Below are 21,079 nucleotides of genomic sequence, written 5' to 3' on the forward strand. Positions count from 1 at the left end.
AAGATGCGGTTGACCGTCATTGGAACCGGCTACCTGGGTGCCGTGCACGCCGCGTGCATGGCGGACAGCGGGCACGAGGTGCTCGGCGTCGACGTCGACGCCCGAAAGATCGCGAGGCTCGCTCAAGGCAGGGCTCCCTTCTTCGAGCCGGGGCTCCAGGAGATGCTCACCCGGAACGTGGAATCGGGCCGCCTGCGGTTCACCACCTCGCTGCGAGAGGCCGCCGAATTCGGGCAGGTCCACTTCGTCTGCGTCGGCACACCGCAGAAGGAGAACTCCCAGGCCGCCGATCTGCGGTTCGTGGACGCCGTCGTCGAGGGCCTGGCGCCGTACCTTCGAGGGCCATCGCTGATCGTCGGCAAGTCGACGGTGCCCGCCGGCACGACGGCCCGGCTCACGGTACGCGTCGACGCGCTCGCTCCCGAGGGCGTGGACGTCGAGGTCGCCTGGAACCCCGAGTTCCTCCGGGAAGGCCATGCCGTCGAGGACACCCTGCGTCCCGACCGGATCGTTGCCGGTGTCTCGTCCTCGCGTGCCGACGCCGTCCTTCGGGACGTGTACGCGCCGATGCTGCGGGCGGGCGTTCCCTACATCAGCACCACCCCGGCGACCGCGGAGCTGGTCAAGGTGGCGGCGAACTCCTTCCTCGCCACCAAGATCTCGTTCATCAACGCCATGGCCGAAGTCTGCGACGCCGCCGGAGCCGACGTCGTCACGCTGGCCGAGGCCCTCGGCCACGACACCCGTATCGGACGCCGGTTCCTCGCCGCGGGCCTCGGCTTCGGCGGCGGCTGCCTGCCCAAGGACATCCGCGCGTTCATGGCCCGTGCAGGGGAACTCGGCGTCGGTGATTCCGTCGCGTTCCTGCACCAGGTCGACCAGATCAACGGCCGTCAGCGGCATCGCACGGTCGACATCGCCCGGGACATGGCCGGCGGTGACTTCACCGGCCGCCGCATCGGCGTGCTCGGCGCGACGTTCAAACCGGACAGCGACGACGTACGCGACTCACCCGCGCTCGCAGTGGCCGCCGCGATCCACCGACAGGGCGCGACGGTGAGGCTGTACGACCCACAGGGCATCGAGAACGCCCGGTCCGTCATGCCTCAGCTCGAGTACGTCCACGACGCGACGAAGGCGTGCGAGGGCGCCGACCTCGTCCTGCACCTCACGGAGTGGCCCGAGTTCCGCCGCCTCGACCCCGCCGTGCTCGCTGCGTCGGCAGCCGTCCCCAAGATCCTCGACGCCCGCAACACGCTGGACGCCGCGCTCTGGCGCTCCGCCGGCTGGACCGTACGCGCACTGGGGAGGCCGACGCCGCCTGCCCTGCCCAACCAGCAGGCGGCGGCCCCCGTCGCCTCGGCCTACTCCTCCGACCTGGGCTGAGCAGCCCCGGCAGCGGCGGCCGGGGCGAGACGCTCACCGAAGTAGTCGACGGGACCCGGATCGACACCCATCGCCCTGAGGTTCAGCGCCGCCTCGGTCAGCTCGTCCGAACAGCCAGGCACCATCATGGCGGCCCCCTTCACACCTCTGACGGGGGCCGACGTGCTCTCCAGACACGGATCGGCATCCGTGCCCGTCGGGCCGGAGCCATCCCGCTCCTGACCGCCCGCCGCACGCCAGTCATCGAGCGTCGAGTAACTCTCACGGCCCCACCGCACCTTCCAGCCGTCGGTGCTGAAGTAGTCGTTGCCCTGCAGCGCCACGTCACCCGCCGAGAAGGCAGCTGTCGACAACACGACAGGAGCGCCGTCGGTGACGAAGATGTTGTTCCGGATCCGCGCCCTGGCCAGCCCCCGCTCCAGGCGCAGAGCCGGCGCGCTCTCCGAAGCGCGGCCCCTCGCCTTCATCACCACCGTGTTGTGGTAGATGTCCAGGTCACTGACGAGGCCGCCATACGCGACGATCCCGCCGTACTGCAGCTGCTTGCGGGAGTCACTGTGACTGAGATTGAAACGCACCACGTTGTTCCGGTGCGCACCGTTCTGGTCACGCGTATAGAGGAGATAGCCCGGCCCGTCGTTCCCGAAAGCCAGGTTGTACTGGAGAACCGATGAGGAGACGTTGTTGTCCAGGCCGAAACCGCCGCCGTCCGCATGGGACGCCGACCGGTTGGCATACGAGACGTTGCGCTCGATGACCACACGGGTGGAGTCGTAGGCCCAGATCCCCTCGGGCCCTTCCTTGGCCCTGCTCGACGACTTCAGCCCGTTGTGATGGGCCGTCGACCGCTGAACCCTGGCGTCACGGACACTGCCCAGCATGATGCCGCTGCCGGTGTTACGGCTGCCCGCCCTCGGGTCCCCGTCGTTCCCGAACGCCTGCACGCGGGTCAGTGACACCTTCTCATGTGCGTACACCGGCTTCTCCACGTCGAACTCGGGCCCCACCGAGGAAATGCCCGCATCCTTGTTGCCGTGGACGACGGTGTCACTGATACGGACGTCACGGAACCCGGTACCCCGGTTGGCGCCTGCAAGCGTGACCCCGGAGCGGAAGCGGGAGATGTCGAGACCGGAGAGAACCACGTGCGACAGTTTCCGGTCCTCCGCGAGATCGCTGAAGAACCGCACCCCGACACTCCCGGAGTACGCGCGGCTGTCACCGACCAGCTCGATGTTCCGGATCTCCACCCCCGCGGTGTTGTACACGGAGATTCCCGGAGTTCCGGCCGCTTCGATCCTCGCACGGCCCTTTCCGTACGACTCGATCACAACAGGCCTTGCCGCGCTGCCCGCTTCCTTCTCACCGAGCGCGAGAGCACCGGGATACCGGGCACCCCCCATCAACCGGAGACGGTCACCCGGCTTGAAGGACACCGCGTCCGCCTTGCGCAGCGTCCGCCACGCCCGCTCCGGGGAAAGCCCGTCATTGTCGTCGTCGCCTCCGGGAGCCACGTAGAACGTGAACCCCTCGGCCGCGTTCTTACGGGGCGGGACATAGGTCTCCGGAAGCGAACAACCGGCCACCGCCAGCAGAACAGCGGTCAGCGCGCACCGAACAACACGCGACCGGCACAGCCCGAAATCCCGTCGGCGGTACGACTCATCCGAGGGGATACCCGAAATCTCCGTTGGTTCCTGCATCGACGCTCGAACTCCCTGACTGTCTGGTGCATCAACGGTGCTCCGGCAGCCTGACAGAGAAAGAGGCCATGCCCCCGGCATTGACATGACGCACAGGGCTGAAGAATCCACCCGAACGGCAGATCAGGACCACACGAACTCCACGCCGTGCCCGCGACCGGCGCGCTCCACTGTTCCCGCCATCCGGGCAATGGCGGCGGGGGCGGGTTCTCGCCACCGGCAAGGCGTACGGCCACCTGGCTCACCACCCTCGGGCACCGCCTTGCCGACGTCTGGCCCAACGATGCGCCTCGCTGCCCCGGTCGCGAGGCCACGTGCGAGCCCGGGCGCCGGGCCACATCCGAGGGGGCCGCCCCCGACCGGGCGGCCCCCTCAGCGCGCGGCCACAACACCGCGGTCCGGGCGCGCTGTCGCGCGCACATCACCTTCCCGCTGGTGCACGCGGCCGGTGCTCGACAGACTGGTCCTGACGCATGGGCCTATGAACCACCCATGCCGGCCTTCACTTGCGGCCGACGCCCGCGTACATCGCAACGTCCGCCGCCGGCGTCACAGGCCGCCACGCGGAGCATGACACCACCCCGGGCTCGAGCAGCTCCAGGCCGTCGAAGTAGCGCGCGACGGCGGCAGGGGTCCGCTGCGTGAGCTTCGGCGTGCCGTGCTCGTTCCAGAACGCCACCGCCGCGTCGACATCCGGCATGTCGGGGTGAGTGACCGTGTGGGACAGGACGAGGTGACTGCCGGGTGCGAGCGCGTCCATGAGCCGGCGGACGATCGTGTACGACTCCTCGTCGTTCTCGACGAAGATGACGACCCCGAGCAGCATCAGCGCGACCGGCTGCGAGAGGTCGAGTGTCTTCGCTGCGGCGGCCAGGATCGAGTCGACGTCCCGCAGATCGGCGTCCAGGTAGTCGGTGCGCCCCTCGGGCGTCCCGACCAGCAGTGCCCGGGCGTGAGCCAGCACGAGCGGGTCGTTGTCCACGTACACGACACGCGCGTCGGGGGCGACGCGCTGGGCGACCTCGTGGGTGTTCTCGGCGCTCGGCAGCCCCGTCCCGATGTCCAGGAACTGCCGGATGCCCTCCTGTTCGGCCAGATACCGCACCGCCCGCCCCAGGAACAGCCGGTCCGCCTTCGCGTACTCCCCGATCCCGGGATGCAGCTCACGGATCCGGTCGCCGGCCTCCCGGTCGACCAGGTAGTTGTCCTTGCCGCCGGTCCAGTAGTTCCATATCCGGGCGGTGTGGGGCCGGGATGTGTCGATGCGCGATTCGATGTCGGTCACGCCGTCAACGTATCGCAGGGACCCGGCAACTCCCTTATGTCGAGGGCGCTTTGCCCACCGTTGCGCACGTTGTCCGCCGCCAAAGCGTGCTGTGGAAGGCCGTGTGGGGTGTTGAGTACTGATCGGTTGTGGGCGATGGTGTTCGCCGGGCTGTGGATGTGGCGGTCCGAACGGCTGCTGAAGGTGGTCTGGCAGCGGGGTGGGAACCGGTTCTTCGTCTGCCGACGCTACGTGGCTCGCGCCCTTCTGGCCTGGGACCATGAGCCGGCAGGAGACCGACACCGGCGGGGTGTCCGGAGCGGGTGACGGGCCGATCCGTATCCGGTGCGCGAGGGGGTCGGTTGTGCCGACAAGGCGGCATGTGACCGCCGAGGCGGTGCCCAGGCGGCATTTTGTCCGTCACCGGCGGATAATGGGGGAGTTGGCGCGGAGTGGCGCGCGGTCGTGAGTAAACCTCACCCTTCGAGCGAGGGCAGTCGTGGAGGGAGGATGCGTCGTGGTCGAACTTTTCACTGGCGCGTACGGGGACAACCTTCAGGAAGAGGGTGCCGCCGACCGCAACAGAAGTATGCAGAACGGGCTCAACACATTCCTCGACGGGCTCTCCGGCGCCGATCTCGGCATGCTGGAGCGGACCGCGCTTACGGTGGTCGCCCTGGAGGACGGAATCGACACCCACGCGTGGGCGGGCCATCGCCACCAGGAGGTGCACTACTCGGCGAGCCTGGTGAAGCTCCTCGCCATGTACGCGGCTCACACTCTTCGGTTCTTCTCCGAGACGGTTCGCCAGGAACAGCATCCGGCAACGGCGGACGACCTGTTCGTCGCAGTGGATTCCGCGTTCACCACGCCCATCAAGAATCACGTTCCGATGAAGATCAAGGCGGTGCACGGGGCGGCTGGCGCCAAGATCGTTCCTGTCTACCGTACGGTCCTGAAGGCGGAAGTCGATTCGAGCGGGAAACCGATCGCCGTCGTCTTCGCGCCGGGGTACGTGTCTGATCTGGAGCGGATGCTGCTTCATCAGGAGAACGACGGGGCGGCCGCCTGTATTCATGGAGTCGCGTTCGGATTCATGAACGGGAAATCAGTCGACGACGGCTTCTTCAACCTCCTCGATCAGCGCGGCATTTGGCTCGCCGGAGACTATCTGGGGCAGTGGACGCCTGTTCCGATTCCGTCCACGAACGACGGACTCGTGGCGCAGGCCACGACGGCGATCGACATGGCGCGACTCTTCACCCGGATGTTCGACGGGAGTCTGGAGAGCGGCGCGCCCGCCGACCTGTTCCACATGCTCGCCGGAAGCGGACGAAGCTGGTTCCACGACCGAGGCGTGTGGTCGACACAGCCGGGCCAGCGGCTTGTCGCGACCCACTCGAAGGTGGGCATCGGCCCGCTGAAGGCGAACAGCGCGGGCATCGTCGAGCAGGTCGTCTCCGAGGCGCTGATCGTGCACGACAGAACCCGTCATATGAATTTCGTGGTCGTATGGCAGAACCTGAAAGTCCCCAAAGAGCCGGGGCAGCCGAAACGCCCCGCCCTCGAACGCGTTGCCCGCATGGTCGAGAGTGCCGTCCTCGGCTTCGTGCCTACCTAGGCGTGTCGTCCCGAGACGCCACCGTCAGCGCCATCCCCGACCTGACCATCCTCGTCGGCGAACTCCGGCTCAAGAGACCCGACTTCGCCCACTCGGAAGCGACGGCTACATCCTCGGCGGCGTCCGCTCACGGTGAGACAGTGCCGCACCGTGACACACCCTGAGTCCCGGAGGAACGGCGACGTCGCAGGGAACGGTGCTCGTCGGCGCCTCGTACGTGACGACGATCCCGGGCTCGCGATCGTGTCCGGGCATTGGGGCCGAAAGCCTGTCGGGCCAGCACGCTGGACGGACCGACGTTGCTCTGACCGGAGCGGGCGAGGCTGCGGCCAGTGCTCTCACTCCGAGGCTGGCCCACCGCCGTCTGGTTGCCGTGTTCAGTAGCCCGCTGAGCCGCGCCATGCGGACGGCCGAGCTCGCCGGCCTGACCGGCGCCAAGCCCGATCCCGACCTGTTGGAGTGGGATTACGGCGGCTACGAAGGCCTGACCGCCGGGCAGATCCGCGAGGCGAGGCCAGGCTGGGACCTGTGGCGCGACGGCGCATCCGGGCGCTCTCTGCTTCCTGGCCACCGAGGACGGGCACCCCGTCATCTCCGCTTGGAACGTCCCGTAGGCGAAGGCCGCCGCGGTGCGGAGCCATCGTCGCAGGTGGGAGCAGGCTGCTCACGCCGTTTGTGCCTGGAGCAGGGGGGCTTGCGGGACCGGCGGGACTGCCCCGGCCGGGTGCCGGCCCGCTATCAGGTGACGGGGGCGGAGTCGCACGGTGGTTGTCTGGGCGCCTCAGGGCGAGTCCCATACGGCCTTAGCGGCCACACTGCCGTCGATGCGGAACTTGAACCCACGCCGCCGCTTCCCGCGCCGCCCTGTGGCCACGCCATGCTCACTGAGGGCGGTCGTCGCCAGGTTCGGTGAGCAGGGCGAAGCCGTGGCGGTCCACGGACGCCGTCGTGGCCGAGAGGACGACCACGCCGGTGCCCGTGGCGCGGTCGAGGCCGAGCCAGGACCGGAAGCCGCCCGTGCCGCCGTTGTGCCATGTGACCGTCAGCCCCTTGACCTGGAGGGTGACCCACGCCGCGCCGATGCGAGCCCCCGCGCCGAGGGGAGCGACCGGATCGAGCGCGGCGATGCCCGGTGCGCTGCCGTTCAGCAGGGCCTCGGTGAGACGGGCCATGCTGCGGATGTCGGCGCGAATCCCGCCGGCCGGCCCGAGCGCCTCACCGGTCCAGGGCTCCCGCGGCCGCCCCCTCCGGCTCGTACCCCTCACGGCCCCCGGCCGGAGTTGGCCGGCCGTGGCGGGCAGGTAGAAACACCCGAGACCCAGGGGGGTGGTGACACGTTGGAGGACCAGCTCCGCGTAAGTCGTCCGGGCGGCCCGCGCGAGCGCGTGTCCCAGCAGCTCGTACCCCAGATTCGAGTAGCGGGACCTTGGCTTGCCCACCCGTACACCCCGGGCTTGGTCCAGCAGCTGCCCGAGGTCCTCCCCGTACGGGTTGGTCCCGTGCCGCCACAGCGAGACCGTTCGACGCCACGGGTGTGCGGAGGCCGGGGTCCGGGGCAGTCCGGACCGGTGGATGCTCAGCGACTCCAGCGTGACCCGTCCGGCGGGAGCGTCCCCGAGCGGTAGGAGGTCACCGAGCGTTGTACGGGCCTCGATCTCGCCGCGCGCGAGCGCCTCGGCGTACAGCAGTCCCGTGACGCCCTTCGAGATCGACCCGATCTCGAAATCGGCGTCGAGTCCGGCGTCGAGTCCGGCGCCGGACACGGTTCCGGCGGTTGTTCCGGCAGCGGCGTCGGCGGTCGTGTCGCGACCCGCTCCGAGGCAGGCGATCCTCGTACCCCCGGGCGAGACCACGGCTGCCGCGACGGGGTGCCGTGCCCCCGTCAACGCCCGGATCCTGGCGGCGAGCCGCGCGTCTCCGTGATCTTCTTCCATGTGCTCACGATAGGCGGCCGCTTCGAACCCGACAGGCGACCCTGCACACCCCACCGCCCCGCGTGACCCACATCACTTTCACCGTCCTTCCGCTTTCCGTTATCCATGGCTGGGCCCCAGGCTCTCCCATGCGCAACCATCTCCAACAGACGGGACAGTCGGCGTGCGGCAGAGCACAGGAATCGAGCGGGACGCGAAGCTGGTCCTGGCGGCGCGGAACGGTGACCCGTGGGCGCGGGAGCAGCTGGTCACCGCCCACCTGCCCCTGATCCGTACCACCGTGGCGCTCGCCATGAGCGGCCGTGGCGGTGCCGAGCACGGCGAGCATGGCGAGCACGTCGAACACGTCGTACGGGAGACGATGCTGCGCGCCCTCGACGGGCTGCCCGCCGTGTCCGACCCCGGCGCCTTCCGGCCGTGGCTGGTCGCGATCGCCGTGGACGGGATCCGTAGGCACCGGCACGCGCAGCCTGCCGGTTTCGTGTACGGGGACGCCGCAACCCCGGCCGCCGAGTGGCAGCAGCCGACGGGTCAGGCGTACGAGATCACCACGGCGGCGCGCTGGCTGGACCCGGACGACGGTGAACTGTTGGCCCTGTGGCGGCTTGAGTGCACGGGTGAGCTGACCCGCTACGAGACCGCGGCCGTGCTGCGGTGGTCGGTCGAGGACACCACGGTCCGCGTCGAGGCGCTACGGGCCCGGCTCGACGCGGCCCGGGTCGTGGCGGGCGCACTGGCCGAGAACCCGCCCTGCCACTTCCTGAGCCGAGAGGCGGCGCGCTGGGACGGCCGGCCCTCCGCCCCGTGGCGCGACCACCTGGCCCAGCACACGCTCACCTGCGCGCACTGCGCGACGCGCTGGAACGGCCTGGTCCCCGCGGAGATCCTCCTGACGGCCACGCCACCCGCGCGTTCGCCCGGGGCGAGTGGGGCCGAGTGGGGACGCGCGACACCCCCGCCCGCACCTTCGTACGCCCCCGGCTCACACAGCACCTCCGTCTCGTACGAAACCACCGAGCCGTACGCAGCCGCAGACCCGTACCGTACGACCGAAATGTCCGCACCGACCGAACTGTCCGAACTGGCCGACCGGGATGGCGTAAGCGACCTGGCGGAGCCGTACCTCCTGGCCGGGCCCCCGGAGCCCGGCCGCCCCCACATATCCCGCCACACGGCGGCCACCACCTCCTCGGTACCGGGCCGGCACGGCTCACGTGCAGCTCTCCGGCGCCGTCGTCAGACGCAGGAGCGGAGCCGGCGCCGGGCCGTCATCGCGGCTGGTGTCGTGGTCATGGCGGTCACCGGCGGGGCCTTCTCGCTGCACGGGGGCCGTGGAGGGGACGACGAGATCCTCGAAGCGAACCGGCTGGCGGCCCCGGCCTCGGACCTGCCGCTCGCCCACGACCCGTCCGCCCACTCCGGGGCCCCGGTGGCGACATCGGCGAACCCCTCCGCCTCGCCGTCCACCTCCAAGTCCGCCGCCGCACGCCCCTCCACGTCGGCATCGCCCACCGCGAAGACCACCACCGCGCCGCCCCGTCCGGCCCGCACCACCCCGCCGGTCAAGGTGAAGACGACCCCGCCCCGCACCACGGCGCCCGCGGACGACTCGCAGTCGACCGGCACCGGCACGGGCTCGAACTCCGGCACCAACACGGGCACGGACGCGGGCACGGACGCGGGTACCGGTGCCGGTGCGCAGAACGACCAGGGCCAGAGCTCGGCCGCCGACCAGGTCGTGGCCCTCGTCAACGCGGAGCGAGCCAAGGCGGGCTGTGGCCCGCTGTCGGTGAACTCGACCCTGACCAAGGCGGCTCAGGGACACTCCGACGACATGGCGGCGCGTGACTTCTTCGACCACACCAATCCCGACGGCGACGGCCCGGGGGAGCGGGTGACGGCCGCCGGCTACCCCTGGTCGACGTACGGCGAGAACATCGCCATGGGCCAGAGCACCCCGGAACAGGTCATGGACTCCTGGATGAACAGCCCGGGGCACCGCGCGAACATCCTCAACTGCTCGTTCAAGGAGATCGGCATCGGTATCCACTCCGAGGGCGGCCCTTACTGGACTCAGGTCTTCGGCGCCCGCTGACACCGCTGCCCCCACACGTTCGCCGAGGCGCTGCCCATCCCTGTCAGGGGCAGCGCCCCAGGGCGTTGACAGCCCTGGCGGGGTACCTCGCGGACCCTGGGGTCGGCCCGCGACGCGCTCGGCCGCCGCCCGGAGCATGCCGGGTGAAGGGTCGTCGAGGACGCGGCGAGCCTCCAGGTCACGCGTCACTCGGGAACCCTGTGCTCGAGAGCCCCGTCTCCGATGCCTCCATTTCAGAGAAGCCCAGCTCAGAAGCCCAGCTCCGAGTACGGTCGCCCCTCTCGAATACCGTCGATGGCCACCTGCGCGTACGCCACGATCGGCTCGGGCAGGTCCTTCGCGCTCCACCACTCCCATGCGACGCACTTGTCGGGTTCGCGCACCTCGGGTGCGCCCTCCCACCGGCGGGCGCGGAACACCACCTGCATGCGAGGCTGGTCCCCCTGCCGGTCCACGACATGGACGACGTGGACGAGTTCCACGTCCGAGGGATCGATCACGAGACCGGCTTCCTCCCGTGCTTCCCGTACGAGACACGCGACGGCTGACTCGGCCTCGCAGTGACCGGCGAGGAAGTGCCAGGTGCTCCCCGCGAACGCGGAATCCGTATGACGAAGACCCAGCAGGACCTTGCCTTCACGCTCCAGATAGAGGTGGACGCCCACGACATGGAGGACCGTTCCGCCCGGGACCGTCCTGCCGCCCGGGACCGTCGTAGCCGGTCGCCGAGGAGCCACGGCTGCCGCGTGCCGACGTACCAGTTCCAGAGTCGACGGCGGGACCAGCATCTGAGGGAGTTTGTCGGGGTGGACCCAGGCGAGCATGACGCCCTCGGTGAGCGGCAGCGAGTCGGGGTCGCCGTTCCAGCGGCCGGTGAAGATCTGGATGGGGACGCACGTCCCGTCGGTGCCGGTGGCCTGCTCCACGGCGAACGGCTCCAGGACGGGAAGGTGGAGCCCGGCCTCCTCACGGAGCTCGCGGCGCACGGTGTCCTCGAGTGTGGCGTCCTGCGGTTCACGGCCGCCGCCCAGCAGCGCCCACGACCCAGGCTCCCAGATGTCCGGCTTGTGGGCGTCTCGCAGATGGAGCAGGTAGCGCCCGCGGCCGTCATGGATCAGGGCCGAGGCGTTCGTCGGTACGGCGATGCCATCGAGCCCCGAGCCCGCCAGCTTCGCCCGTAGGCCGGGGGAGGACACCTCACCGAACGACAGCCACTCGGCGCCTGAGACCTCTTCGGTCTGCGGCTCGATCGCGGACACGCCGTCGGTCAGGCAGAACGCGAACCGGAAGTCGTAGTGCCGGTGCACCCCTTCGCCCTTGTCCGGCCGCGCTTCGACGTCGTGCACGTCGATGTCGAACGGCCGGTCCATGAACGTCGGCGTGAGGGTGAGGGCACCCGGCGGGATCCCGGTCTTCTCGTAGACCTGGCGCAGCGCCACAGCGTGCAGAGTGCGATCCCCGACGGCGACGCGGCCACCGGGGATGAGTGGCATTCGGCCGGCCTTGTGGTGAAGGTGCAGGACGCGGCGCTCGCGGTCGATCACGACGGCGCTGCACGTGATGCGCCCAGGCACGGAGGAACGGCTGGTGCCATCGGTGTCGGTGTCGGTGTCGTCGAGCGCGCGGAGCAGCACGGCCAGGGCGGGGCGTTCATCGGGGTGGCGATCGAGGTAGCCGGTGATCAGGAGTCGGATGTGGGAGGAAGAGGGGGGCACGTCATACCTCACGGTGGTCAAGGGCGGGAGAGGGTGAGTGGAGGGGAGGGGGCGGCGGCGTCGGCTTCGAACGGGTCGGGTCAGCGGTCCTTGGAGAGTTCGAGCAGCTCGGCGAAGGTTCCGCCCGCATGGACGAGGTCGTCGAAGCAGCCCTGTTCGGTGATCCGGCCGTGTTCCAGTACGACGATGTGGTCGGCGACCCTGGTGTTCTCCAGGCAGTGGGTGACCACGACGGTGATGCGGTCGGCGGCGATCGCCTTGATCCGCTCGAAGATCTGGTGCTCACCGCGCGGATCCATCTGGGAGGTGGGCTCGTCGAGGATCAACAGTCCGGGCCGTCGGTACAGCGCCCTGGAGCAGGCGATGCGCTGCCACTGGCCGCCGGACAGCTCGGAGCCGCCGAAGATGTCGCGGGCGAGGAGGGTGTCGAGGCCGCCGGGCAGATCCTCGACGGCCTCGCGCAGGCCGACGGCGTCGACGGCCTGCCACACGAGGTCGTCGTCGTGGGTACGGGGCTGTCCGAGCGTGATGTTCTCGCGGACCCGCAGCGGCCACTGCGCGAAGATCTGCGGCACCAGTCCGGTGTTCGCCCACACGGCGGAGGGGTCGGCGTCGGCGAGGTCGGTGCCGTTCCAGGTGACCCTGCCCTTGTCCGGCAGGTAGATCCCGGTCAGCAGCCGGGTGAGCGTGGACTTTCCCGAGCCGTTCGCCCCGACGACCGCGAGGATCTGACCCCGCTCCAGTGTGAGGGAGACACCCGCCACGGCGGGCTTGTCCTTGCCCGGGTACTGGTAGACGACCTCGTCGAGCCGGATCTCCTCGACCGGAGTGTGAAGGCGGCTGTCGCCGCGCTTGGGGGCGCGCGCGGCGGCGTCGTCGAGGAAGGCCTGCATGTCGCTCAGGTACAGACTGGTGTGGAAGACCGCCGCACCGTTGACGACGAACTGGGACAGGGCGGCAAGCGTCGTCTGGACGGCGATGACCGCCGTGGCGGCGACGGCGAGTTCGATCCGGCCGGTCACGGCGAGCCACGCGAGGGCTCCCCATGTCGCCACCAGGAAGACACCGCCGGCCAGTGACGCCAGCAGGGCGATCCGCAAGGTCCGCGGCGCGGCGGCCAGGGTGCGCCGGTCACACCGGTCGGACAGGGCGCGGTACCAGAACACCAGGTAGTCGGTCATCGAGTTGGCGCGGACCTCGTCACCGTACTTCGAGGTCGTCGCCCACCAGCGCATCATGCCGCGCACGTTGCGGTCGGCGACATTGGCGTAGTGGATCTCGTAGTCGACCCGGGAGGTCAGTACGGCTCCGACACCGGCCGGCAGCACGGCCAGGAGGAGCAACGGCAGCATCAACACGTTCAGCACCGACAGGACACCTCCGGCGGTGACCATGCGGATCAGCGCGGACAGGAACCGCTGGGCGTCGGTGACCATCACATGGGTGCGCATCACCCCCATCTCGGCCGCCTCCTGCCGGTCCGAGAAGCCGTTCTCCGCGTACGCCGCGGCCTCGACCCGGCACACTGCTTCGACCAGTGCGCTGTCCGTCTCCGTGGTCAGGAGCGGCGTGATCCGCCGCTCGGCGTACGCGGCCACCGCCCCGGCGCCGCGGCCCAGCGCCGCCGCGAGCGCCACCACGAGCAGCGCCGGCAAGGCGCCGTGCAGCCGGTCCGCGGCGGAGCCTCCGCCCAGGACGGATTGCATGACGCGAGCGGTGGCGGCCAGCAGGACGGCGGCCGAGACGCCCGTGGCCACCTGGCAGCCGACGAGGAGTTGCACGGCGTGTCGATCGGTCCGCCACGACAGCCGGGCGATCCGGCCCAGCACGGCGGGGATCTGCGCGCACATCCGCCGGAAGGAGACCTCGGCGAGCGGATTGACGGAGTACTGCCCGCTGTACGAGATCTCCGCCGGTGGTGGCGGAGGCGGAGGCGGCTCGGTGTCCTGGTTCTCGTGTGTCTCGGCCGAGGTCAACGGGGCCCCCTTGGCGGTCGTCCGGCATGGTCGTGAGGGTCAACGACCCGGCCGGGATATCGAACACACGTGTTTCGGACGGTGTGCGAACCCCGGGGCCAGGGGGCAGTGCGCGGATGCCGGGTACATCGACCCGTGCCGCACAAGGGCATTGTGGGATGGCGGAGTTGGCCGAAACGCCGAGAGTCCCGCAGACGGCCGACTTACCGCCGGCCATCCGCCGGCAGAGCGACGGTGCAACCGGCTTCGGTCTCGCGCAGACACCGGCAAGGCGGCGGGACGGCGCGCGCTCGTCGGCACGGCACACAAGCAACGCGCGCCCCGACGAGCCCGGACCGCCCCGCCAGGTGCCGCAGTCTCACTCCCTCAGCCGCCGCAACGCCTCCATGGCCGCGCGCTCGATGCGCGCGACGTCGCCGAGGACCGTGCCCGCCTGCACGAGGCACTGCGCGTCACCCGACTCGCCGGCCTTGGCGATCAGCCGTGCGGTCTCTGTCCAGCCGGTGGCGGCTTCGGCGTACAGCCCGTGGCCGGTGCGCAGGTCAGCAAGCCGCGGGGTGGAGCGGGTCGGTAGCTCGCTGGGCTCGTGACCCGGAAGTCGCGGCCTGGCCGCGGTCGCCGGAGCCTGATCCGAAGGCCGTGGCAGACAGCCTGCCGCCGCTCCGAGGGCCGGACGTCGGCGTAAAACGGGTCGAGTCACCGCACCCCGGTGCTCGATCATGCGTTCATGTCTCAGTTGAACACCCTCGCCCGTGTGGACGCCGATCTCGCCGCCGGGCGGATACCGATGGCGCGGCAGCGGCTGCGTGGGCTGGTCTCGTCGTTCCCGTACGACCTGACGCTGCGCCGCCGGCTCGCCGAGGTCTACCGGCTGTACGGGGACGAGGCGGAGGCTGGGCGTTGGATGTATCTCGAAGAGGACCGGAGCGCCGAGGAGACCACCGCCTTCGAGGCGCGGTACGGGTCTCCCGGGTGGCGGATGAAGGCCCTCGCCTGGCGCGGCCCCGAGACGCTGGCCGCCACCGCCTTCGCCGAGGAGCAGCTCGTCGCGGTGCGGACCGCCTGCGCCGAGCGGCTGGGGCGGCCGGTCGACTGGGACGACCCGGGCTCCTACGAGGGGCACAGGGAGCTCCAGCCGGACACCGGGGTGTGGACGTTCCGCGGTGTCGTGCTGGGTGGCGGCGGTTTTGTGGGGGTCGTCGGGCACGTGTGGCTCTGGGTGCTCGGGGTGATGTCCCTCTTCGAGTAGGGCCGGTTGGTGGGTTGGTGGGTTGGTGGGCCAGGGGCCAGGGGCCAGGGGCCAGGGGCCAGGGGCCGGGGACGTCACGTCCGGTCGTAGCCCTCGTCCCCGCCAGGCCGCGAGCTGAAGTGCGGCTTCTCTCAAGGGGACCTGGCGCCCTTGTTGCGGTTGGCGAAAGGCCGCGCTCCGTATAGCTCCATGAACTCCGCGATGAGCTCCGCCTCGGCGACACCCGGATCCCGGTCGGATATCGGCAACCACGCGACGAGCAGCTCGTCCGAGTCCGCCAGCTGCCAGATGTAGCGCCCGCCCCAGTGGCCGGCCATCCCGCCGGCACCGTGGCGGCGATACTCGTCAAGCCGCTTCCGCAGGCCCCTCCGGCCGGCCTTGCCTGCCGACGCCTTGCCGATGTAGACGATCGTGGCACCGTCCACCCAGGCGCCACGAAGCTCGTCAGCCGTCACCGACGGGTCACGGCCTTTGAGGTGGCCGGCGGGGTTACGAGAGAGGAACGACGGGGCCTCCGCACGCGTGCGAAGTACGACGTAGATGCCGGGCTGTGGGGGAACTCCGCTGTCGCTCAACTCGCGGAACGACACGAATCCACGGAAGCCGCGCTCTGCCAGCGTCTTCTGGGTCAGCTCTGATGTCGGACTCATGAGGGGATCGTGCCATCCAGCTGTGACAACGACGTGCCTTCGAGCAATGGTCAAGATCTGTGGATCGGTTGATCTCAGTCCTCGGCGAAGAGCCGCGGGGTCGACCGATACCTCCCCCGATTTCTCTGGACGAGGTCCGCGAGCGGCGTCTCTTCGGTCGGATTCAAAAATCGGGCCATCTCTCTTGTGACGAGATGGCGTAGGGGACATCCGGGTGGATGTCCCCTTGTGCCGCAACCGTCCTCCGTCCTCCCGCTGTCGTCCTCTGCAGTTGCACGACGACCGAGGAGGCACTCATGACTGGGTTTCAGGCACTCGCAACGGCTTCGACCGCACTGGTGGATCTCGACCCGTACCGCTTCCCTGCCGCGTTCATCGACGACCGGAGCGAGGAGATGTCGACGGCCTGTTGCGCCACGGCGTTCGGCGACTACCCGCTGCCGGCGTCCGAGCCTTCGAGCCGCCCGTCCATTCGACTGGAACCGGCCGACCGACGCAGGCTGGAGCTGCTCGCCGCTCTCACCGCGGCAGGCGTCGCGCCCCTGCCCGGTGACCTCGAAGCCATCGAGGTCCTGTGCACGCTGGATGACGCCACGCACATCGCGCTTCGACGGTGGCTCGACAGGTTTGGCAACGTCTGACAAATCACAAGAATCAGCCGGTTGAATCCGCCACTCTCCGCCTCCCTGCCCATGCCGCTGGTGATCCGGGATAGTCGACCACTTCGTCGGCTGATCCCGGGAAACGAGGTAGAAGATGAATTCCTTTTTGTGGGCGGCTCGGTGGCTGGCTTCCGCCTGCGATGACCCAACGGCTTGTCTGCGCGAGTGGAAACTGAGCGAACGAGGTGTGGTGCTCCTGCCGGCCGGGCGGCTCTGGGACGCCCTGGCGGTCCCGGAGACGCTGGGGCACAGCCTGCTGAACGCCGTCGCCCGCTGCGGGCAGCCGACGACCGGCCCGGTACTCCGAGACAACCGACGTCAAGAGCTCGTGCTCCTGATGACTCCGGGCAGCCCCGCCACGAGGCTGGAGCGGGCCGCTCGGTATCTGACAACCGGGAGCTGGCTGGCCGTGCCCGATCCTGGCCGGAAGGTGGCCGGACTTTCCTGGCTCGTCCCACCCGACGGACACGGGACGCTGTTCTCCCCGAGGGATGTGTATCCCGCGCTCGCGCCACGAAGGTCAGCGAGATGAAGGAAGCAGCGGGGAAGGGGAGCGGCCACGTGTTCTCGAGGCGCCGGAGGTTTCCTCGCGCGGTTCAGGCGCACTCTTCGGGCGCGGCTCAACGAGTCGTCGTCGAGGAACACGTGAGCACGGTCTTGGCGATCGTGGTGCGAGCTTCGAGAGCCGCATGGGCGTCCGCCGCGGCGGGCAGGGCGAACCGCTGTCCGATCAGGACCCGCAGGCGTCTGTCGCGGACCAGTTGGAGCACGGCCGTTCCTCGGCGGAGCAGCTCTGCCCGGTCCTGGATGTGGTGTGCCAGGTTGGGACGAGTGACGTACACGGAGCCGGCGGCGTTGAGGCGCTGCAGGTCGAACGGCGGTACCGCGCCGCCGGACTGCCCGTAGACCGCCAGGACTCCGCGCGGGCGCAGCGCGGCGAGGCTTTCGTCGAACGTCGGACCGCCGATGCCGTCGAACACCGCGGCGGCGCCGAGGCCGCCGGTGCGCCGCTGCACCGCCGCCAGCAGCGCGCCCGGTCGGTAGTCGACGACCTCTACGGCGCCGGCGGCACGCGCGGCCTCCGCCTTGGCCTCGGTCGACGCGGTGCCGATCACCGTGCCGCCGCGCAGCCGCACGAGCTGAGTCAGCAGCATGCCGACGCCGCCCGCGGCGGCGTGCACGACGACGGTGTCGCCGGCCTGGACCGGATAGGTGTCGTGGCACAGGTAGTGCGCGGTCATGCCCTGGAGCAGGGCGGCCGCCGCCGGCTCAGGGGCCAGTCCGTCCGGCACCGGCACCAGCCGGTCGGCGCTCAACAGCGCGTACTCCGCATAGGATCCCGGCAGGTTCGCCCAGGCGACGACGTCACCGACGGCGACCTCACGCACCCCGGGCCCGACCTCGACGACGGTACCGGCGCCCTCCTGCCCGGGTACGTACGGCAGTTCCTCCGCATAGAGGCCGGATCGGAGGTAGACGTCGATGTAGTTGACCCCGGCGGCGGCGAGCCGCACCAGCGCCTCACCCGCTCGCGGCGATGGGCGTGGCAGGTCGACGAGCTCGAGGACGTCAGGCCCGCCGGCCCGACTGACCTGAATGGCTTTCATGGTCGGGATCGTAGGACGGTGGTCCACCGCCGATCGAGCGCCGGGCGGTTCAGCACTCGTCATAGCCGGCCTCCTCGGCGAGGTCGCGGACGATCGGCAGGACCTTGCGGATCTCGGACTCGTGACGGCGCCACTTGTCCGGGTCGGGAACGGTCTGGGTCATCACGACAGGGAGGTCGCGGCGGCCCCAGGCATCGGCGAAGGGCAGGTTCACCGCCTCGGCCACGGCTTCCATCGTGGCTACCGGGTCGGCCTGCACGTCCTCGTAGCGGACGAGTACGGAGTGGCCGGTGGGGGCCAGGTCGCGGGCGGCGTCCAGGACGGCCCGGTTGTGGGTCAGCCAGTTGCGTGCGCAGACCTCGGCCAGATCCAGGTCCACCCACTCCTGCCAACCGGGCGGCAGGCTCAGGTTCCACCACTGCTTGCCCCACGGGAACACGTCCGAGTAGCCCTTGATACGCAGCGGCACCGGCACAGGGTAGGAGAAGAACATCCGCGGGTTGAGCCAGGCGTCCATCAGGGAGCCGATGCTGGTGCGCGGATCGCGGACGACGAACACGTACTTGGCGTCCGGGTAGAGGGCCTGCAGGAACGGGATCCGGAAGCAGGACTGGATGCTCTTCTCCACCAGCCGGATCCCGTCGGCGAGGTCGGCCTCGGTGGGGCGCGGGCCGCGCGGCGGGAAGCAGAACGGTGTGATCTCGTCGAGTTCACCGCCGTCCCGCGTGGTGGGCGGGCCTTCCGGCAAGTCGCCCGGGAAGCGCTGCTGGAGGGCCTTGAGCGGCACGTCGTAGTAGTGCGGCTGGAGGCCCTGGGCGCTGATGAAGTCGAGGAAGTCGAGCTTGTCGCCGACGGACCACTCCGCACCGGGTTTGCGCGCGGCGGCGAGCAGGTCCGCGTTCAGCTGAGCCGCCACCTCGGGGGTCGCGTCGGAGGCGTCCAGGGCGTTGGAGTGCCAGCCTCGCCGGCTGGGGTGCAGGCTGTCACGCTCCCAGATCGGCTTGCCTTCGCGGCCGATGCTCCAGACGTGCTCGCTGCGTTCGATCAGGCTGCGGACGAGGCTGGTGCCGGAACGGGGATGGCCGACGATGAAGATGGGCTGCTTGAGCATGGCTGAGCTCGCTTTCGTGAGGAGGCGGGTTCTCATTCGGGCCAGCGAGCGGACCTGACGTGCCGGTTCGCGAGCCCGGCCACGGTGATCACGGACTGGACGCCCGCGATCAGCACGATGGCGCCGGTGACGCCGAGGAACTGCAGGGCCAGACCGCCGGCCAGGGAACCGAGCGGGGATCCGGCGCCGATGAGGGTGATGGTCGCGGCGATGGCACGGCCTCGCCGGTGGTCCGGGGTCTGCCGGAAGATCATGATGTCGACGAGGATCTTCAGGGCCGGCAGCCCGAGTGCTGCCAGGGTCAGCATGGCGAAGACCCAGACCGGTCCGAGCGGGAGCGCCAGGAGGGCCACCGCGACCGTGGTCAGCGCGGACGCGGAGAGCAGCAGTGCGCCGGGGCTGAGCAGCCGGTTGAGCCGCGGCACCAGCGCCGAGCCGACGAGCATGCCGACGGCGGTACCGGAGAGAGCCAGACCGATCGTGCCGGGGGAGTGGTGCTGGTCGCGCAGGGTCACCATCACCATCAGGATCGCGGCGGTGATGCTGAAGTAGAAGATGCTGATCAAGAGCAGTGCGGACCGTAGAAGTCGGTCGCCGAGCAGTTCGAGCAGTCCGGAGAAGGCGGTGGTCAGCGGCCCGAGCGCGCTCTTCGGCGCGTTGCTCACCGGCTCGGTGGGGTTCGCCGCCCTCGGTACGCGTATCACCAGGGCGCAGACGAACGAGATCACGAAGCCGGCGATCGCCGCGACGAACGGGAACGTGCGGGAGACCAGGTAGAGCGCGCCGCCGAGGGGCGGTCCCGCCAGGGCCGCGGCTCCGCTGCGAGCCTCGTCCTGACTGAGCGCCGCGGTCAGCTGATGGTCCGGCACGACAGCGCGGATCAGCAGCATCCGGGCCGGTGCGCCGAAGGCCGTACCGGCGCCCAGGACGATCGCGGCCAGGATCAGAAGACCGAAGTTCGCCCGGCCGGCCATCAGACTGAGGACGATGAACGCGAGAGTGAGCGCCCGGACCGCCTCGGAGATCAACAGGATTCGGCGCCGGTCCCACCGGTCGACCACCACGCCGGCCGGCAGTCCGACCAGGAGGGCGGTGCCGATCTGGGCGAAGCCGAACAGGCCGGCCAGCGCAGGTGACCCGGTCAGGGACATGATCAGCAGGGGATAGGCGACCTCCACGGTTTCGAGGCCAAGGTTGGCTGCGGCAGCCCCGATCCACAGAATTTGAAAGCGCCGGTTACGGCGCAGGGGCACTGACGTGGTGGGAGCTTCGCTATCACGCTGACGTAAGCGTTCACTCATGCGTGAACGGTAGCATGTGGGTGAATGGTTCGCTATGAGGAAACGGAGATGGGTCAATGGCTGACGATGCCGACGCGATGGCGGTCGTCCGGGAGGTGGACGACGTGGAGACGCTGAAGGCCCTGTCCGACCCGCTGAGGTTGGCGATCCTTCGCACGATGATGAGCGACGTGCGTGGGTCGCACAGGGTGAAGGACATCGCCCAGCTGCTGGACCAGCCGCCCACCCGGCTCTACCGGCACATCAAGGTGCTCGAGGCGGCGGGCCTGATCAAGGTGACGCAGACCCGGATGGTCTCCGGCATTCAGGAGAGCCAGTACCAGGTGGCGCAGTTCGCCCTGCGGCTGAGTCGCGATCTGCTGGCCGCGCCGGGCAACGCGGGCGATCTGGCAGACGCGTTCGCCGTGGCGCTGAACGACTTCCGCGACCGGCTCGTACGGGACATCATCAGCGGCCGCTTCCAGCCGGAGCCCGAGGCCGCGGAGAAGCCGGACCCGCTCGGCCCGATGGTCGTGGCGCTGGACCGCCGGCTGACGCCGGAGCGGGCCACCGAGTTCCGGTCCCGACTGTCCGCGCTGATGGAAGAGTTCAACCGCCCCGACGACGAGGAGAACGCTGTCGTGCCGGTCGAGTTCCTGCTGATGTTCTGGGCGCCCAAGGAGCCCACCGGAGAGTCGCCCGCGTAGGCACCCTCATCCCGGTCGACGCCGACTCGTGGGCGGTGCCGGAGCCGCGGATCCGCGGCGGCACGCCGATGACCGCGCCGGACGTCGTCTCACGTCTCGGCGCGGTCATGGGCATGCAG

General features: G+C 69.9%; 16 protein-coding genes and 1 pseudogene. 7 read left to right on the forward strand and 10 right to left on the reverse strand.

The window, feature by feature from the left end; translation table 11 throughout:
* Positions 1-3 precede the first annotated feature (3 nt).
* Complete coding sequence (locus OG361_RS37940) at positions 4-1,386, forward strand: UDP-glucose dehydrogenase family protein (RefSeq protein ID WP_405860998.1); 1,383 nt, start codon at positions 4-6, stop codon at positions 1,384-1,386.
* Here OG361_RS37940 and OG361_RS37945 read toward each other — a convergent pair.
* A complete protein-coding gene (locus tag OG361_RS37945; RefSeq protein WP_405861000.1) occupies positions 1,365-3,089 on the reverse strand; it encodes a right-handed parallel beta-helix repeat-containing protein in 1,725 nt (574 codons plus the stop codon). The two genes, OG361_RS37940 and OG361_RS37945, sit on opposite strands and share 22 nt — an antisense overlap.
* A 502-nt stretch (positions 3,090-3,591) precedes the next feature.
* Positions 3,592-4,374, reverse strand: coding sequence for an SAM-dependent methyltransferase (locus tag OG361_RS37950; protein ID WP_405861002.1), 783 nt, complete (start codon positions 4,372-4,374; stop codon positions 3,592-3,594).
* 496 nt (positions 4,375-4,870) lie between these two features.
* Between OG361_RS37950 and OG361_RS37955 the strand changes: the two genes are divergently transcribed.
* Positions 4,871-5,974, forward strand: coding sequence for a hypothetical protein (locus OG361_RS37955; protein ID WP_405861004.1), 1,104 nt, complete (start codon positions 4,871-4,873; stop codon positions 5,972-5,974).
* A gap of 217 nt (positions 5,975-6,191) precedes the next feature.
* Positions 6,192-6,887: a histidine phosphatase family protein gene (locus OG361_RS37960; RefSeq protein WP_405862660.1), complete on the forward strand. Its 696-nt coding sequence runs from the start codon at positions 6,192-6,194 to the stop codon at positions 6,885-6,887.
* Here OG361_RS37960 and OG361_RS37965 read toward each other — a convergent pair.
* Positions 6,856-7,908 (reverse strand): serine hydrolase domain-containing protein, encoded by a 1,053-nt coding sequence (locus tag OG361_RS37965; protein ID WP_405861006.1) that lies wholly within the window; start codon positions 7,906-7,908, stop codon positions 6,856-6,858. The genes OG361_RS37960 and OG361_RS37965 overlap by 32 nt on opposite strands.
* A 163-nt stretch (positions 7,909-8,071) precedes the next feature.
* Between OG361_RS37965 and OG361_RS37970 the strand changes: the two genes are divergently transcribed.
* Positions 8,072-10,003 carry a CAP domain-containing protein gene (locus OG361_RS37970; RefSeq protein ID WP_405861008.1) on the forward strand — a complete coding sequence of 644 codons (1,932 nt, stop codon included), beginning with the start codon at positions 8,072-8,074 and terminating at the stop codon, positions 10,001-10,003.
* Positions 10,004-10,251: 248 nt separating this feature from the next.
* Here OG361_RS37970 and OG361_RS37975 read toward each other — a convergent pair whose 3' ends face one another.
* The 3 genes and pseudogenes from OG361_RS37975 to OG361_RS37985 all read right to left on the reverse strand — a co-directional run.
* Positions 10,252-11,718 (reverse strand): NUDIX domain-containing protein, encoded by a 1,467-nt coding sequence (locus OG361_RS37975; protein ID WP_405861010.1) that lies wholly within the window; start codon positions 11,716-11,718, stop codon positions 10,252-10,254.
* 80 nt (positions 11,719-11,798) lie between these two features.
* Entirely contained in the window at positions 11,799-13,694 is a 1,896-nt protein-coding gene (locus tag OG361_RS37980) for an ATP-binding cassette domain-containing protein (protein WP_405861012.1), read from the reverse strand.
* A 358-nt stretch (positions 13,695-14,052) separates the two neighbouring features.
* A pseudogene (locus OG361_RS37985) lies at positions 14,053-14,235 on the reverse strand (DUF4872 domain-containing protein); the annotation flags it as partial.
* A 186-nt stretch (positions 14,236-14,421) separates the two neighbouring features.
* On the opposite strand from OG361_RS37985, the gene OG361_RS37990 reads away from it, so the two are divergent.
* Positions 14,422-14,943, forward strand: coding sequence for a DUF6584 family protein (locus OG361_RS37990; protein WP_405861014.1), 522 nt, complete (start codon positions 14,422-14,424; stop codon positions 14,941-14,943).
* A 131-nt stretch (positions 14,944-15,074) separates the two neighbouring features.
* On the opposite strand, the gene OG361_RS37995 is transcribed toward OG361_RS37990, so the two are convergent.
* Positions 15,075-15,593 carry a hypothetical protein gene (locus OG361_RS37995; protein WP_405861016.1) on the reverse strand — a complete coding sequence of 173 codons (519 nt, stop codon included), beginning with the start codon at positions 15,591-15,593 and terminating at the stop codon, positions 15,075-15,077.
* A gap of 296 nt (positions 15,594-15,889) precedes the next feature.
* Between OG361_RS37995 and OG361_RS38000 the strand changes: the two genes are divergently transcribed.
* A complete protein-coding gene (locus OG361_RS38000) occupies positions 15,890-16,234 on the forward strand; it encodes a hypothetical protein (protein ID WP_405861018.1) in 345 nt (114 codons plus the stop codon).
* Positions 16,235-16,875: 641 nt separating this feature from the next.
* Here OG361_RS38000 and OG361_RS38005 read toward each other — a convergent pair.
* From OG361_RS38005 to OG361_RS38015, 3 genes are read right to left on the reverse strand one after another with little or no spacing between them, the layout of a single operon-like run.
* Complete coding sequence (locus OG361_RS38005; RefSeq protein ID WP_405861020.1) at positions 16,876-17,862, reverse strand: quinone oxidoreductase family protein; 987 nt, start codon at positions 17,860-17,862, stop codon at positions 16,876-16,878.
* Positions 17,863-17,911: 49 nt separating this feature from the next.
* Complete coding sequence (locus OG361_RS38010; protein ID WP_405861022.1) at positions 17,912-18,973, reverse strand: sulfotransferase family protein; 1,062 nt, start codon at positions 18,971-18,973, stop codon at positions 17,912-17,914.
* A gap of 32 nt (positions 18,974-19,005) precedes the next feature.
* Positions 19,006-20,274: an MFS transporter gene (locus tag OG361_RS38015; protein ID WP_405861023.1), complete on the reverse strand. Its 1,269-nt coding sequence runs from the start codon at positions 20,272-20,274 to the stop codon at positions 19,006-19,008.
* A 56-nt stretch (positions 20,275-20,330) separates the two neighbouring features.
* On the opposite strand from OG361_RS38015, the gene OG361_RS38020 reads away from it, so the two are divergent.
* A complete protein-coding gene (locus OG361_RS38020; protein ID WP_405861025.1) occupies positions 20,331-20,960 on the forward strand; it encodes a helix-turn-helix domain-containing protein in 630 nt (209 codons plus the stop codon).
* The last annotated feature ends 119 nt before the right edge of the window (positions 20,961-21,079 follow it).

Source organism: Streptomyces sp. NBC_00090, assembly GCF_045160815.1.
Taxonomy (GTDB): Bacteria; Actinomycetota; Actinomycetes; order Streptomycetales; family Streptomycetaceae; genus Streptomyces.

Coding starts and splice junctions, on each gene's coding strand:
- OG361_RS37940 (WP_405860998.1), top strand. CDS start 4: ATGCGGTTGACCGTCATTGGAACCGGCTACCTGGGTGCCGTGCACGCC.
- OG361_RS37945 (WP_405861000.1), bottom strand. CDS start 3,089: ATGCAGGAACCAACGGAGATTTCGGGTATCCCCTCGGATGAGTCGTAC.
- OG361_RS37965 (WP_405861006.1), bottom strand. CDS start 7,908: ATGGAAGAAGATCACGGAGACGCGCGGCTCGCCGCCAGGATCCGGGCG.
- OG361_RS37990 (WP_405861014.1), top strand. CDS start 14,422: ATGTCTCAGTTGAACACCCTCGCCCGTGTGGACGCCGATCTCGCCGCC.
- OG361_RS37995 (WP_405861016.1), bottom strand. CDS start 15,593: ATGAGTCCGACATCAGAGCTGACCCAGAAGACGCTGGCAGAGCGCGGC.
- OG361_RS38000 (WP_405861018.1), top strand. CDS start 15,890: ATGACTGGGTTTCAGGCACTCGCAACGGCTTCGACCGCACTGGTGGAT.
- OG361_RS38005 (WP_405861020.1), bottom strand. CDS start 17,862: ATGAAAGCCATTCAGGTCAGTCGGGCCGGCGGGCCTGACGTCCTCGAG.
- OG361_RS38010 (WP_405861022.1), bottom strand. CDS start 18,973: ATGCTCAAGCAGCCCATCTTCATCGTCGGCCATCCCCGTTCCGGCACC.
- OG361_RS38015 (WP_405861023.1), bottom strand. CDS start 20,274: ATGAGTGAACGCTTACGTCAGCGTGATAGCGAAGCTCCCACCACGTCA.
- OG361_RS38020 (WP_405861025.1), top strand. CDS start 20,331: ATGGCTGACGATGCCGACGCGATGGCGGTCGTCCGGGAGGTGGACGAC.